Origin of the sequence: Colwellia sp. MB02u-6 (assembly GCF_014077095.1) — a bacterium.
Classification (GTDB): Bacteria; Pseudomonadota; Gammaproteobacteria; order Enterobacterales; family Alteromonadaceae; genus Cognaticolwellia.
In genome coordinates, this window is sequence record NZ_JACGVG010000026.1 from 1 (window position 1) to 14857 (window position 14857).

The following is a 14857-nucleotide window of genomic DNA, read 5'->3' on the forward strand; positions in this document are numbered from 1 at the left end:
TTTGATCTTTTTTTACTTTTACAGCGTATAACCTCCCACTATTGATAAAGACTATTGCTCGTTGTATTTCCTGTTTGACTCTTTGCCCATCAGACTCTTGATGGGGCTTTTTTTTGCTCATTGCTTTGATCTTTTTTTACTTTTACAGCGTGAAACCTTTCATTATTGATAAAGATTATTGCTCGTTGTATTTCCTGTTTGACTCTTTGCCCCATCAGACTCTAGATGGGGCTTTTTTTTGCTCATTGCTTTGATCTTTTTTTACTTTTACAGCGTATAACCCTTCAATATTAATAAAGATTATTGCTCGTTGTATTTCCTGTTCGACTCTTTGCCCCCCTGACGATTGAAGGGGATTTTTTTTGCTTATTGCTTTGATCGTCTTTTGCTTTTACAGCGTATAACTAACATAAACTCATTAAGATTAATTACTGTAAACTTATGCCAACTATTAATTTGCCTATCTTCCCATTGCCAATATTTTTGTTACCTCAAGGGGTAACCCGACTGCGTATTTTCGAAGCGCGTTATTTAAAAATGGTCTCTCTAGCAATGAAAAAACAAGGCTTTGTTATTTTTTCGCATGACAGGGATGAAAAAGCTGAACCTATGTCAGTCGGCAGCTGGGTCGAAATTATTAACTTTGACCAAGGTGAAGACGGGGTATTACTGATTGACGTACGCTGTAAGTGCTTAGTTGATATCAAAGCGATTACCCAAGATGCCGATAAACTGCATCACGGCGATGTTACCGCTAAAATCCATTGGCCTGGTAGCAGTCTGGATATAACCACCGATAAACTCGCTAAGTCATTAAGTAAGGTGTTTATCGAAAATGCTGAGTTAAATGCCTTATATCCAAAGCAACATTTTGATCAAGGCGATTGGGTGGTAGCGCGCTGGTTAGAATTGATACCGGTTAAACTTGCTGAGAAAAGTTTGTTTGTCGACAAAGATTCGTATGGCCAAGCGAAAGAACTGTTACAGCGTATTATTTTATCTGAGTAGAAAAGATAAAAACAATGTGATCTAGACCTATTTCTGTTGCGTATAGAAAATATATGTCAAAAAATGGGTAAGAATTATGCTGTCAGTGCATTCAGTGTTGCCAAGTCTTAAGGCAAATGCTACATCTAATAACATGACTAATAAAATCAATCATCCAGAACTATGTCAATGGCTGAAATCCATCGCTATTGATAGAGACAAACAAGCATTTACTCAAGTGTTTAGGTTTTTTGCACCCAAAATACAGCGTATTGCGCAAAGTAAAATAAATAGTGAAGCACTTGCTGCTGAAGTTGTCCAAGATACTATGAGCAATGTCTGGCGCAAGGCACATTTATTTGATGATAGTAAAGGGGCTGCTACTACTTGGGTTTATACTATCATGCGTAATGTTACCTTTGATCTACTACGTAAAATGAAAGCCAATAAAGAAGACAATCTCAGTGACGATATATGGCCGCTTGCTGAATTGGCCAACACTGAAGAAGAAGTGTTTACTGACCATATTCAAAGTCGAAATTTACAAGGTATAATTGCCACACTGCCTGAAAACCAACAACAGGTAGTGAAAGGTTTCTATTTTATGGAAATGTCACAAGAGCAGCTTGCTGTTCATCTTGATTTACCACTTGGCACAATAAAATCACGACTTCGGCTTGCACTTGGCAAACTTAAGTTGAAACTAGGAGACCCCCATGATTAAACACCACCCTAAATTTGAATTGTTACAAGGTTTTGTGGATGGTGACTTACCCGCTTCACTTGCTGCAGGTATAGCGATACATAATAACATGTGTGCCTCTTGCCAACAGAAAGTAAGCCAACTAACAGAACAAGTTGCAGAGGCCAGTTTTGAGCAGAGTTTTCATCATAAAATTATTGTTAATGATGAGGAAAACTTAACGGAAATCGCCGAAATGGATTTTGATGATATGATTAACCAGATTACCGCCTCTGATGACGTTGAACCAACAAAAGCCATTTATGATGAACGCTCAATTGACTTTAAAGGTATGCAGTACACTTTACCCAGTGCCCTGCGTAATATTGAGTTGAGTAAAACCGCACAAATAGGTAAATTATCACGCGCACGGTTAAATTTAGGTGAAGGTGAAATTCATACTAGTTTATTGCATATAGGGCCTGGTGGTTCGATACCTGAACACACCCATAAAGGTTTTGAGCTAACACTATTACTAGCTGGTACCTTTGCTGATGCGCATGGTCAATATGTGGCAGGCGACTTTATTATGCTTGATAAACGCGATCAGCATCAGCCAGCTACTGAACATGGTTGTCTTTGTTACACCGTGGCTAATGATGCACTACACTTTACTCAAGGTATCAATAAGTTACTGAACCCTATTGGTGCTTTCATTTACTAATTGAGCTGGCTATGTATAAAGAATTCGAAAAAGCAGATGTTATTATTGGTATTAGTGCATGTTTAATAGGTGAAAAAGTTAGATTTGATGCCAGTAATAAACCGTCAAACTTTTGTATAAAAGAACTTGGTCAGCATGTTACTTTTAAAGCCTACTGCCCTGAAGTGGCTGTGGGTCTACCCATACCTAGGCCCACTATACGTTTGATTAAAGATGATCAAATGATAAAAGTGTCACGTCCAGATGGCTCAGGCGATGTAACGAGCGCAATAAAAGTTTACGGTAAAAAAGTAGCCGCCATGTCGAAAGACCTCAGTGGTTATGTGTTTTGTGCTAAAAGTCCAACTTGCGGCATGGAACGCGTTAAAGTGTATTCACCTACCGGTAATCAGCTACAAGTCCAAGGTGTTGGGGTTTTTTCACGAGAGATCATGAAAGCCAATCCGCTGCTACCTTGTGAAGAAAATGGCCGTTTGAATGATCCCATTATTAGAGAGAACTTTGTTGCGCGCGTATTCGCTTATCGCCATTGGTTAGCATTGGTTGAGTCGGGTATCACTAAGCATAAATTGACTAGTTTTCATGCCCAATACAAGTATACCTTGATGAGTCATGACTTTGTTGCGAGTAAGCAATTAGGGCGTTTGTTAGCCAGTGCTGATATTGCGCTTGAGCAAATGGCTGAGCAATATATCTCTGGCTTAATGGCCGCATTAACGCTAAAAGCAACACGTAAAAACCATGCTAATACGCTATCGCACATTCAAGGCTATTTTTCTAAGCACTTAGACCAAATGCAACGCAAAGAGTTATCTGAACAAATTGATGCTTACCGTTCAGGCTTAATGCCATTAGTAGTGCCACTGACTTTAATTAAGCATTATTTATTAGCTCACCCTAAGTCTTATTTAGCCCAACAGTCTTACTTGAATCCCTACCCTGAGTCGTTAAAACTCAGATACGGTTATTAACATAGTTAATTATTAAGGAACGTCCTTGTTACTTTGGTTTCGCAACGATATAAGAATACACGATAATCCCGCCTTAGATTATTTTCTTGAACAAAATAAGCGTGCTGAACCAGCTCAGGCGATCTTTTTTGTCAGTGAAAAACAGTGGTCAGCTCATGATTGGTCAGCAATTAAAATCGACTTTATAAAACGTCATGTCAATGCACTCGCCGAGCAGCTGTTACCTTTAAATGTGAGTTTACAGGTTGTTCATTGTGATGATTTTTCTGAGCAAGTTTCATTTTTAAAAAATTATTGCCAGCAACATAATATTAGTGAAGTGGTGGCTAATAAAGAATTAGAAGTTAATGAAAATCAACGCGATAAGTCTTGTCTTGAGCAAGGTATTCCACTACGCATGTTTGAAAGTGATGTTATCGTTGCAAAAGGTAAAGTGCTAAATAAAAGTGGTGAAATGTATAAGGTGTTTACCCCTTTTAAACGTGCTTGGTTAACTTATGTAAAACAGCATAGTTTTCCATATTTGGGTAAGCCTAGCCCTAAAGATTCAACCACGCCAGACACCCAAGCAGCGCTGACATTAAACACGCCTTTACATTGTTCTAATGAATCAGCAGCTTGGCCGTTGGCTGGGCAAGTTGAAGAACAAGTTATTCCCGACTTTTACCGATATAAAGTGGCGGGTTATGGACAAAAACGTGATTTTCCCGCTATTAAAGCAACCTCGGGCTTATCACCTTATCTAGCAATAGGTGCTATTAGTCCACGCTATTTACTGCTGTTATTTATTCAACGTTTTCCTGATATTTTAGTCGCGTCAGACAGTGAGGAATTTACTTGGCTAAATGAGCTAATATGGCGAGAGTTTTATCGAAATTTAGTTTTTCATCAACAGAGTTTATCTAAACATCAATGCTTTAATCCTAAATATCGTACTATGACTTGGCCGAATGACCCCGAGCTATTTGAGGCATGGTGCCAAGGAAAAACTGGCTATCCCTTGGTTGATGCTGCCATGAGGCAACTTAATCAAACAGGCTGGATGCATAATCGACTGCGTATGGTAGTAGCGAGTTTTTTGACTAAGCATTTACTCATCGATTGGCGCTGGGGAGAAAAATACTTTATGCAGCAGCTTATTGATGGTGATCTCGCATCTAATAACGGTGGTTGGCAATGGGCAGCAAGTACGGGTTGTGATGCACAGCCTTATTTTCGTGTATTTAACCCGATTAGACAAAGCGAAAGGTTTGATCCAAAAGGCACGTTTATTCGTAAATATATGCCAGAGCTGGCGAAATTACCTGATAAAGAGATCCATTTTCCACACCAATATATGGCTAAAGAAAAGTTATCATCCTATTGGCCTGCGATAGTAGATCACAAGCAAGCTAGGTTAGCTGCGCTTGAGTTTTATAGGGTGTGATCGTCACTAGGTCAACCAAGTTAGTTATTTTAAGGATTTAAATATCGAACAACATGGCTAAATTAAGCGTCTTACTTACACAGATGTAGGTATTAATGTTTAGTTTTGAGCCATACCAATGTCTTTTTGAAATTTTTGCCTTATTACTTATGCTGAAATAAAGCTGAGGCGTTATTTAGCCTAAGTAATTCAATAGCTATGACTTTTCGCATAAGGGACTCATGTGACGATAAAATAAAGAGTATTTATGTCAAATAAAAATGTTACGCAAGCGGCTAAATTTAGTGCTCAATCCCAAGATCCATTGTGGTTAGCTAAGTTTATTGATACCTACCAAAAGCTCTCAACTGATAATTTGCAGTTGCTAGCTGACGTTTACCACCAAGACATTGTATTTATTGACCCAATGCATCAACTAACAGGCTTTGAACAGTTAAAAAAATACTTTAACCAACTTTATCAAAAGCTTAGTTATTGTGATTTTACAATCGAACACATCATAGCGCATGACTCAGAGGCGGCTATTTACTGGCAAATGAGTTACCAACACCCGCGTTTAAACTCAGGTGAAATTGTCACCGTGCAAGGCAGTTCACATCTTAAAGGCGTAGGTGATAAGGTTATTTATCATCGCGATTACTTAGATTTAGGTGCAATGCTTTACGAGCAGTTACCTTTGTTGGGCCGGGTTATTCGTTCGCTTAAAAATAGGGCTGCAAACGCATGAGTATAAAACCTACCATTCTCATCACAGGAGCTACTTCCGGCATAGGCGAGTCATTGTTACATCACTATTTGGCCAATAACTATCAAGTTATTGCTTGTGGCCGTAATCAAGAAAAGCTTAAACAATTAGCCATTGATAATGCTAATGTTGTTTCCATTGCTTTTGATATTACTGATAAAGAGCAGATCCGTGCTGCAGCAAATAAAATTAGTGCTATAGAGCGTATCGATATTTTAATGCTTAATGCTGGTGATTGTCGCTATATTGATAATGCTAAAGCCTTTGATGGTGAATTGTTTGCTAGCGTTATAGCGACAAACCTACAATCTCTGGGTTATTTGCTCGAGCACTTTTTGCCAAAAGTTAACGCGGGTGGCCAGGTCGTATTTGTCAGTTCTAGTGCAACCTTATTGCCATTTCCGCGGGCAGAGGCTTATGGCGCCTCTAAAGCTGGGATAGATTATTTAGCCAAAAGCTTACGGCTGGATTTAAAAGCAGAAAACATAGCAGTTACCTTAGTTCACCCTGGATTTATTAAAACGCCATTAACGGATAAAAATGACTTTGCTATGCCATTTTTATTAACCAGTGAGCAAGCGGCTAGCCGTATTTACCAAGGCGTGAGTGCCCGGAAAAGTTACCTGCATTTCCCTAAAAGATTAACCTTGATCATGAAATTACTCGCACTGCTACCAGATTTTATTTGGCAAGGTGTTGCTTTAAAAAATGAGCAAGCTTTAAGCAATGAAAAAGCCTTAAAGAAGAAAAAAGAGTTAAGGAATAACAAAAAATGAAACGTATTGCCATCATAGGCGCCGGTGTCTCGGGTTTAACCACAGCTTATTTATTATCGAAAAAGTATCAAGTCAGTGTTTTTGAAAAGTCTGCTCATATTGGCGGACATACCGCGACAGTAGATGTCGAGTTGGCAGGTCAGTCTTATGCCATTGATACTGGGTTTATTGTTTTTAATAATAAAACCTACCCAAATTATTTAGCGTTACTAGACGAAATAGGGGTTGGTAAGCAAGAAACAGAAATGAGTTTCTCAGTGCATAATTCAGCTACAGGCATGGAATACAACGGCCATAATCTCGATACCTTATTTGCTCAACGCCGTAATATCTTTAACCCTAATTTTTGGTGGTTAGTTAAAGAAATTCTTCGATTTAATAAGCTGTGTAAGCAAAGTTATCAAGCGAAAAACTATCAGGACAGCCTTACCTTAGGTGAGTTTTTACAAGCAAATAAATTCAGTGATTACTTCGCTGAACACTATGTTTTGCCTATGGGAGCCGCTATTTGGTCTAGCTCGTTGGCACAGATGCAAGTATTGCAATTTCATTTTTTTGTTAAGTTTTTTCATAATCATGGTTTATTGAATATCGCTGACCGTCCACAGTGGTATGTGGTGCCAAAAGGCTCAAGAAGTTACTTAGCTCCGCTGTGCAAGCCCTTTGTGGATAATATCCACCTTAATGCGGATATTACCGCGGTGACTCGGGAAAACAACGAAGTGCAGTTACATTTTGCCCATGGTGAAAGCCAAACCTTTGACGAAGTGGTTTTAGCCTGTCATTCAGATCAAGCTTTGGCTTTACTGGCTGATGCTAGTGAGCAAGAGCAAAAAATACTGGGTGCTATACCTTATAGCGCAAACTCAGTAGTGTTACATACCGATATTAATTTATTACCAAAAAGAAAAAAAGCTTGGGCGAGTTGGAACTATCAATTGAGTGCTAATAGAACTAAGCCTGCCAGTGTTACTTACAATATGAATATTTTGCAGGGCTTGAACGCTAAGCACACGTTTTGTGTCACCTTAAATCAGCGCGAAGATATTGATCCAAATAAAATTTTACGCGAATTTACTTATTATCATCCGGTGTTCTCAACCAGTTCTATAAATGCTCAAGAGCAACGTTCAGCAATATGTGGTAAGCAAAATACTCATTTTGTTGGTGCCTATTGGTATAGCGGTTTTCATGAAGACGGGGTTAGAAGTGCGGTAGATGTTGGGCAGCGATTTGATTGTCATTTGCAAAAAAAATCATTGAATCAAGATGATGGTTGAGTCTTCAGCGCATAGTCATATTTATTGTGGCCAGATCACTCATCGACGATTTACGCCAAAGTCGCACAGCTTTAGTTACCAGTTATATATGTTGGCGTTAGATGTTGATGAGATGCAAGCTAAGCAAAGTCCAAAAGGTATTTTTGGCTTTTCTTGGTTTAATCTATTGAGGTTTAAAGAAAATGATTATCTTAGAGGTGAACCAGAATCCCTTAAGCAACGTATAAAGGATAAAGTAGATAGCTTATCCTGTGTTAAAACATCAGTTGCTGAAAAATCGTGTGCTACAGATATAAATCGCATCACAATGTTAGTTCAGGTCAGGTGTCTAGGGCTATATTTTAGTCCAGCAAATTTTTATTTCTGTTACAACGCCGATGAAGTTTGTATGCAAGTGTTGGTCGAAGTCAGTAATACGCCATGGAATGAACGGCATTATTATTTAGTGCCACTAACAAGTAGTGATATTAACGCCTCAGATTTAACGCCACATGTTACTGATAAAAATTTCCAAGTATCACCTTTCATGGATTTAAATATGAGCTATAAATGGCTGATTAAGCCGCCAATGGCCGATAGTTCAACGTTATTAGTACATATAGAAAATCACCGTAACATTGTTGATAATAATGGCAGTGAAGTCAGTATGGGCGAGAAAATATTTGATGTAACAATGAAATTAACCAAAGCGCCCTTTTCGAGGGCGTCGTTATGGCAACTCTGGTTTAATATGCCCGTGATGACCTTAAAAATAGTGTTGGGCATATATTGGCAAGCCATGAAGCTCTTCTGGAAACGTATACCATTTATTGGTTACCAACAAGGTAAGCCGAAAAGGTAAACCAAAAAAAATTAAAGCAGGAGCTTAGTGGTGGAACAAGTCTCAGGGTTGAAAATTAACAAACCAGCAAACTGGTTAGATAAACGTTGTCGCAGTTTAGTGCACTCGGTTTTTGCAAAACTTAAATTTGACCAAATTGAATTAGTTGATAATGATGAGCATTTTCTTTTTCCAGAGGTTGCTCAAAGCAACGCCTTACTAGGGCGTATGAATATACATGACATCAGTGCTTATCGTGACTTTGTTAAAGGGGGTTCTATTGGCGTCGCAGAAGCTTATATCGCCGGTAAATGGAGCAGTCCAGACTTAACCGCTATTGTGCGTATATTTGCTCGTGCCCAACAAGAAACTGATGCACTTGAAAAGCAAAGATCTTGGCTAACAAAGCTTAAAGACGCTTTGTTACATCGAAGTAATGGTAATAGCCAAGCAGGTTCAAAAAAGAATATTTTGGCTCATTATGATTTAGGTAACGAACTTTATTCACGCTTCCTTGATCCTGAAATGATGTACTCATCAGCAATTTATCCCAATGAGGAAGCGAGCTTAGCGCAGGCACAACTGCATAAAATGTCGACTATTTGCCAACGCTTAGAGCTAACAGCTGATGATCATTTACTAGAGATAGGGACAGGTTGGGGCGGTTTAGCTATTTATGCCGCGCAGCAATACGGTTGTAAGGTTACCACGACAACAATTTCTGATGCTCAACATGAATATGCCAAAGAGAGGATTGAGCAGTTAGGGCTAGCAGATAAAATAACTTTGTTAAAAGAAGATTATCGCGACTTAACCGGTGAATACGATAAACTGGTTTCAATTGAGATGATAGAAGCGGTTGGTTTTGAATATTTACCCAGCTTTTTTAAGCAATGTAATGCCAGATTAAAACCGGGCGGTAAATTGTTAATACAGTCTATTACCATTGCCGATCAGCGTTTCGACCATTACAAACAAAATGTTGACTTTATTCAGCGCTATATTTTCCCTGGCGGTTTTTTACCCTCTATTACTGTGCTTACCGGTCACCTGACCGAATATACGGGTTTAGTCACTGAGTCGATTAACGATATAGGTTTAGATTATGCCAAAACTTTAGCGCATTGGCGTGAAGCCTTTTTAAAATCTTGGCCTGAGCTCAAACCTTTCGGCTATGATGAAGAATTTAAACGCCTTTGGCTTTATTACTTCGCTTACTGTGAAGGCGCTTTTCTTGAGCGCGCCACCAGTACCGTGCATTTAGTCGCGAGAAAGTAGTGAGCTTAATATTATCCCCATAGCTAGGCTTTAGTTTAGTTATGGGGATAACCCCTCTTTTATTGCCTTTGTTTATTTAACAGCTTGCTGAAGTTATTTAAATTAATCAGTCGGCTAAACATGTAACCTTGTACCGAATTACATGCATTCTCTACCAGAAAACTCAATTGCTCTTAGGTTTCTAGGCCTTCTGCCGTGATATATGAATTTAAGTTGTGCGCCATTGAAATAATCGTACCTATTATCGCTTTATTATTATCGTCAGCAGCCACTCCTTTAACAAATGAATGGTCAATTTTAAATAATCTGAAGGTATTTTTTAAGTACGATAGTGAACTGTACCCAGTACCAAAGTCATCAACAAAGACACTCATGCCAATTGTACTGATACCAATTTCTCCCACTTGTGCAGGTTAAAATACACCAAGACTACGGTGCTCTCAATCACAATAGCCAGCTATTGCTCAATTAAGCATCTTGCCCTGATGCATTTTCTCTGCGCACAACAAGATCATAAATTTAATGAAAGTGGTATTACATTACTCAATAACTTTTTTGCCACAGAATAATCATCAACTCAAGTATCTTCTGTACGACTAATTCTAATAGACGAGGGATGATTTTATTTTTATTTATATAGGCTCTTAGGTCAGGAAATATGATGTTATTAGCCACAGAGAGGTAATATTTATATCGAGCAGTAAAAAGTATTGTTTAAATATCCAGTCAAAAATGACTGCTTAATATATGGCGCCGTACATTTAACATGATTTAACTGTATATTTAACATGACCTTAACGTTTTTTTGACATGTAATTATTAAGTGACAAAAAATAAAAAATGCCTATACTTAATTAACTTTGCTGATACCTAGTATCTAACTTAGTAATTTAGAAATTGAACTGTAGTATTTTAACTTCTCGTAGTCATGGTGTGGAAATTTTTAGGAAATATACATAGATAGGTTGTCAGTGAATGACCCCCCCGCATAATCGGCAGTTAAGTCTGCGAATATCCTCCAATTTGATTATGTAGTACAAAATCTTATTGAATTATATTTTCTGTATTATTAATCCCCAGTCTATGGCTAGACAATTGCGTTATGCAACTGTCTAGAGTGTTGAAATGTAAATGAATAACAGGTAGCTCTCAGTGACCGTAAGGTCGACGTACCTTGAGCGGAATAACAACTTAAAATGGAATTGATCTTGGTATGAGTAATAGCTGTTAATAAAATAAACTAAAATCATAAGCATTGAAGTAGAGAGATATAATATGAGTAGTCATCTCCAAAATGTAGTAAAGGTTGCGATACAATATTGTATATTGTGTTCGTTAATTATTGTGCTATCAGGTTGCGGAAACGATGATGACACGCAGCCTACACCCGCACCAACACCAACACCAACACCAACACCCGCACCAACACCCACACCCATACCAACACCTGAAGACGCAGTCGATGAGTCTGGCTTGAGAGAAGTGAGAATGGATGAGCTGAGCAAGGATATTGTTCCAGCAATGGAACACGCTTTTGAAGGTGGCGCTACTGAGGGAAAAACAGACGTCACTGTAAATAATGTTCGTGCTGAAGAAGATCAAGCCGACAATAAACGTTTCGACGTACCCTCTAATGGTGCTCCTAGTCCGTTATTTGGAGCCCAACCTTTTACTCAACAGTTTTTACGGTTTGAGGAATTTGGCACCTCATCACTGGCTGAAGCAAACGTTGATCCGGAAAAAGCTTTATCTCTACCGGTTCCAGCAGATGCAGCAAGTATGCCTGAATCTGCTGCTTTAGATATGTTTCTAAAACAAGATATTTATCCTGCTCCAACACGTTGGGCAAATACGGTTGAGAGCAATCCATGGCAAGAATTAATAGAGTCATTTCTTGGCCGTGATTTAGATACACCGCCAATCGAAGGACGTCCTCCTGGCGAAGGCTGGGCGCATCAACGTTGGGACGAATTTGCTCCCAAAGCCTATTTCAGTACAGCCCAAACGGGTGCCCGTACTAATCGAGGTTTACGTGACAATAAGCAAACACATACTTATAGCGTTGGTGAGTTTTCCCCTGGTGGTTTGTATAACAATACGACCGGTGAAGAAGGTTTTTCAGGTACCACAAAGGGTTTACAAGTAAGACTTCATCCTTTTTTTCCCATTCAAGAACAGGAGTCGCTGTGGACCTTTGATGGTACTTTTCCTCCAAAATTACTAAAAGCTCGATATGGTGAGCCAGTTCTCATGCGTCACCATAATGCTCTCCCCGTTGATGTTTCTGCAAATCGGGGATTCGGTTTACACACACTTACCACTCATGAGCATAATGGTCATAACCCTGCTGAAAGTGATGGTTTCGCTAACGCTTTCTTCTTTCCTGGGCAATTTTACGATTATAGATGGCCAATAACGCTTGCAGGGCATGACAGCATCAATGTAGATGCCAAAGACCCGCGTGCAGGCTCTCCTGATGGAAAAGGTGGCATCACCAAATTGGCCGGTGATTGGCGTGAAACTATGAGTACTCATTGGTTCCACGATCATATGCTCGATTTTACCGCGCAAAATGTCTATAAAGGCAATGTCGCCATGATGAATTACTACAGTGCGCTTGACCGTGGTAATGAATCAATTGATGACGGTGTAAACCTTCGCCTACCTTCAGGCTCTGCATTAGATTGGGGTAATCGTGACTATGACGTTAATTTACTCTTGGCAGAAAAAGCCTGGGATGAAACGGGGCAACTTTGGTTTAACCCTTTTAATCAAAGAGGCTTCATCGGCGATGTTATGACCGTAAACTGGTTATACAAACCGTATATGGAAGTACGCGCTCGTCGTTATCGTTTTAGAATACTAAACGGCTCTGTTTCTCGTTACTTTAAACTTGCCTTAGTCAATGAAGCCGGTGTTGCTGCTGAATTCCACATGGTTGCTAATGATGGCAACATCATGGAGCATTCAGTATTAATGGAAAATGGTGAAATGCCGACCCTTGGTGTTGCAGAGCGTTATGATATTGTCGTCGATTTCAGTAAGTTTAAAGATGGTGAAAAACTACACCTCGTTAATATGCTTCAGCATAAAAATGGTGAGGGTACAGACGAAATTATACCGCTTGCTGATATCACAAGTGGTGACTATGATCCACGGTTGATCCATGACGATGCCGACGGCATTGCCGATCGTTGGAGTGCTGATCCTGTTGTTGGTCGTTTCTTGGAATTTCGCGTAGTTAAGTACACAGGTCAAGACAAGAGTCTGGATCCTGTTGACTATATCGAAGGCAAAAAACAAATGATCCCACTTCGCCGTCCTACGGAAGACGAATTAGGCACAGCATTGCACCGTACTTTTGAATTTGAGCGTCAGGCTACCGACGAGAACCCTTGGGTTATTGAGACTGATGGTGGTAAAGGTTACAACATGGATCCAAGGCGTTTATCAGCCGCACCTGAAAAGAATTCAGGTGGCTTGGAAGTATGGCGTTTGCTTAACAGTGGTACCTGGAGTCATCCCATTCATATCCATTTTGAAGAGGGAATTATTCTGCGTCGTGATGGTAAAGAGCCACCACCTTGGGAAAAATATGCTCGTAAAGACGTTTACCGTTTAGGACCACAGCCCGATAGTGGAAATATGGTAGAAATTGCTTTACGTTTCCGAGAGTTTGCCGGTACCTTTATGGAACATTGCCATAATACTCAGCATGAAGATCATGCAATGTTATTGCGCTGGGATATTGAAAATCCAGGACAAACTTTAGTTATGCCATCACCCATTCCATCGTGGGATGGTGTTAGTTATGTAGATACACATGCGCTGCCAACTTTTCGCACCGGCGATACTATCGGCCAATATGGACCCGACCTAGATGATCAGGCGTTAGAGATTTGGCTTAAAGGCATGAAAATTGAAGAAGTTGACTTGTTAAACATGGAAATAGGCGATGCCTTGAACCCTACTGAAGATGAAAGGGCTGTTGGAAAAATACCTTTACGTCGTGGTATTAATATTGATGCTGATGGTGTCAAACGTGATGTATTCTTTGTTTTACATGATATTACTGACAAAGACTTGGCTGAAGAATATGGAATTATCTGGGCGGGTGGATTAGTTGGAGTTCCAGAAGCCGCAACGTCAGAAGCAAGCTATGATGCAGCGACGGATACCTTTACTTTCTTTGGTGATTTGCCTAATCCACTTACGCGAATAAATGCTGATTTTGTCGACCAAAATGATGCCAATATTCCGGCCCAAAGTGCTGATAATACCTATTCACCGCTGCGCCGAGTTACAATGGATGGCAAAGATGTGATTGTAAATGCATTCTTTATTAATTGGGGTAATGAAAGTTGGGAGCAGTTAAGAGTTGATGTTAACTGTGATCCAAAAGTTGAAGGTACTTTCCCAGATGATCCACCTAATACATCTTGTATGTATAACGGTGAAACATGGGGTGGTGATACCGGACATGCGGTTGAAATAAATGTTGATGCATTTGAACCTTATGTACGGATGAAACTGCACAAATCATGGACAGAAGATTCAGATTATATACCTTACTACATTGTAGTTGACTCTTACCCAGCGGGACCTGCCAACAACATGGGCGTGATTTACGTACCTAAGCATGAGTTCATAGCGCAAGCAGGTGTTCCCTTGATACAATGGTTACCACCAACGCCACTTAATGCAAGTTACCCACCGAGCAGTGCTAACGCAGAAACTGCAGGGGTCGATTTATCGATGCAACTCAGTGGTGGTGGCCCATTAGGAGGACAAATTGGTCTGCCTTCCTACTTCATGCCAGAAAAAAACTATAGCCCAATGTGGCATATTGGATTTGCCCATTGGAACAGTAAAGTAGTTAGCCCTGATGAAGTGTTTGTTGTTAAAGGCTTAGATGAGCTTAAAGCACTTAGAGAGGAAGGGAAAGTGATGATCCACGAATGGCCAGGTGCCTCTCCTAAAAAGATTGGTAGCAATGACTATAATTTTGAGAATCTAAACTCGCCTCATATAGTTAATTGTCCTACACCAGTTACTATCGATACGGTACTGCACAAAATTAGGAAATCAACTAAACCTTAACAAGCTAAGAGCAATAAATGTACAGCGTGGGTTACTGTTAGTAGCCCATGCTTTTTATTTTAGGCTGT

General features: G+C 39.7%; 12 protein-coding genes. 11 read left to right on the forward strand and 1 reads right to left on the reverse strand.

Annotation, left to right across the window (positions count from 1 at the left end; translation table 11 throughout):
- Positions 1-441: 441 nt before the first annotated feature.
- The 10 genes from H4J46_RS02270 (at position 442) to H4J46_RS02315 (ending at position 9689) form a co-directional block, all read left to right on the forward strand.
- Positions 442-1008, forward strand: coding sequence for an LON peptidase substrate-binding domain-containing protein (locus H4J46_RS02270; RefSeq protein WP_182231957.1), 567 nt, complete (start codon positions 442-444; stop codon positions 1006-1008).
- Between the two features lie 76 nt (positions 1009-1084).
- Positions 1085-1711 carry a sigma-70 family RNA polymerase sigma factor gene (locus H4J46_RS02275; protein ID WP_182231958.1) on the forward strand — a complete coding sequence of 209 codons (627 nt, stop codon included), beginning with the start codon at positions 1085-1087 and terminating at the stop codon, positions 1709-1711.
- Entirely contained in the window at positions 1704-2393 is a 690-nt protein-coding gene (locus H4J46_RS02280; RefSeq protein WP_182231959.1) for a ChrR family anti-sigma-E factor, read from the forward strand. The genes H4J46_RS02275 and H4J46_RS02280 overlap by 8 nt, the downstream gene beginning before the upstream one ends.
- An 11-nt stretch (positions 2394-2404) precedes the next feature.
- A complete protein-coding gene (locus H4J46_RS02285; protein WP_182231960.1) occupies positions 2405-3364 on the forward strand; it encodes a DUF523 and DUF1722 domain-containing protein in 960 nt (319 codons plus the stop codon).
- A 25-nt stretch (positions 3365-3389) separates the two neighbouring features.
- Positions 3390-4790 (forward strand): deoxyribodipyrimidine photo-lyase, encoded by a 1401-nt coding sequence (gene phrB / locus H4J46_RS02290; RefSeq protein WP_182231961.1) that lies wholly within the window; start codon positions 3390-3392, stop codon positions 4788-4790.
- A 247-nt stretch (positions 4791-5037) separates the two neighbouring features.
- Positions 5038-5517, forward strand: coding sequence for a nuclear transport factor 2 family protein (locus H4J46_RS02295; protein WP_182231962.1), 480 nt, complete (start codon positions 5038-5040; stop codon positions 5515-5517).
- Positions 5514-6311, forward strand: a complete 798-nt coding sequence (locus tag H4J46_RS02300; RefSeq protein WP_182231963.1) for an SDR family NAD(P)-dependent oxidoreductase — start codon at positions 5514-5516, stop codon at positions 6309-6311. Before H4J46_RS02295 ends, H4J46_RS02300 begins: the two co-directional genes overlap by 4 nt.
- The gene (locus H4J46_RS02305; RefSeq protein WP_182231964.1) at positions 6308-7591 is read left to right on the forward strand and encodes an NAD(P)/FAD-dependent oxidoreductase; all 1284 of its coding nucleotides are present in this window, start codon (positions 6308-6310) and stop codon (positions 7589-7591) included. The genes H4J46_RS02300 and H4J46_RS02305 overlap by 4 nt, the downstream gene beginning before the upstream one ends.
- Positions 7581-8432: a DUF1365 domain-containing protein gene (locus H4J46_RS02310; protein ID WP_182231965.1), complete on the forward strand. Its 852-nt coding sequence runs from the start codon at positions 7581-7583 to the stop codon at positions 8430-8432. Before H4J46_RS02305 ends, H4J46_RS02310 begins: the two co-directional genes overlap by 11 nt.
- 30 nt (positions 8433-8462) lie before the next feature.
- A complete protein-coding gene (locus H4J46_RS02315; RefSeq protein ID WP_182231966.1) occupies positions 8463-9689 on the forward strand; it encodes a cyclopropane-fatty-acyl-phospholipid synthase family protein in 1227 nt (408 codons plus the stop codon).
- A 173-nt stretch (positions 9690-9862) separates the two neighbouring features.
- Here H4J46_RS02315 and H4J46_RS02320 read toward each other — a convergent pair whose 3' ends face one another.
- Positions 9863-10093 (reverse strand): EAL domain-containing protein, encoded by a 231-nt coding sequence (locus H4J46_RS02320; RefSeq protein ID WP_182231967.1) that lies wholly within the window; start codon positions 10091-10093, stop codon positions 9863-9865.
- A gap of 871 nt (positions 10094-10964) precedes the next feature.
- Here H4J46_RS02320 and H4J46_RS02325 point away from each other — a divergent pair.
- Positions 10965-14789, forward strand: coding sequence for a multicopper oxidase family protein (locus H4J46_RS02325; RefSeq protein WP_220462910.1), 3825 nt, complete (start codon positions 10965-10967; stop codon positions 14787-14789).
- Positions 14790-14857: the final 68 nt, after the last annotated feature.

Coding starts and splice junctions, on each gene's coding strand:
- H4J46_RS02305 (WP_182231964.1), top strand. CDS start 6,308: ATGAAACGTATTGCCATCATAGGCGCCGGTGTCTCGGGTTTAACCACA.
- H4J46_RS02310 (WP_182231965.1), top strand. CDS start 7,581: ATGATGGTTGAGTCTTCAGCGCATAGTCATATTTATTGTGGCCAGATC.
- H4J46_RS02285 (WP_182231960.1), top strand. CDS start 2,405: ATGTATAAAGAATTCGAAAAAGCAGATGTTATTATTGGTATTAGTGCA.
- H4J46_RS02295 (WP_182231962.1), top strand. CDS start 5,038: ATGTCAAATAAAAATGTTACGCAAGCGGCTAAATTTAGTGCTCAATCC.
- H4J46_RS02300 (WP_182231963.1), top strand. CDS start 5,514: ATGAGTATAAAACCTACCATTCTCATCACAGGAGCTACTTCCGGCATA.
- H4J46_RS02270 (WP_182231957.1), top strand. CDS start 442: ATGCCAACTATTAATTTGCCTATCTTCCCATTGCCAATATTTTTGTTA.
- H4J46_RS02325 (WP_220462910.1), top strand. CDS start 10,965: ATGAGTAGTCATCTCCAAAATGTAGTAAAGGTTGCGATACAATATTGT.
- H4J46_RS02275 (WP_182231958.1), top strand. CDS start 1,085: ATGCTGTCAGTGCATTCAGTGTTGCCAAGTCTTAAGGCAAATGCTACA.
- H4J46_RS02280 (WP_182231959.1), top strand. CDS start 1,704: ATGATTAAACACCACCCTAAATTTGAATTGTTACAAGGTTTTGTGGAT.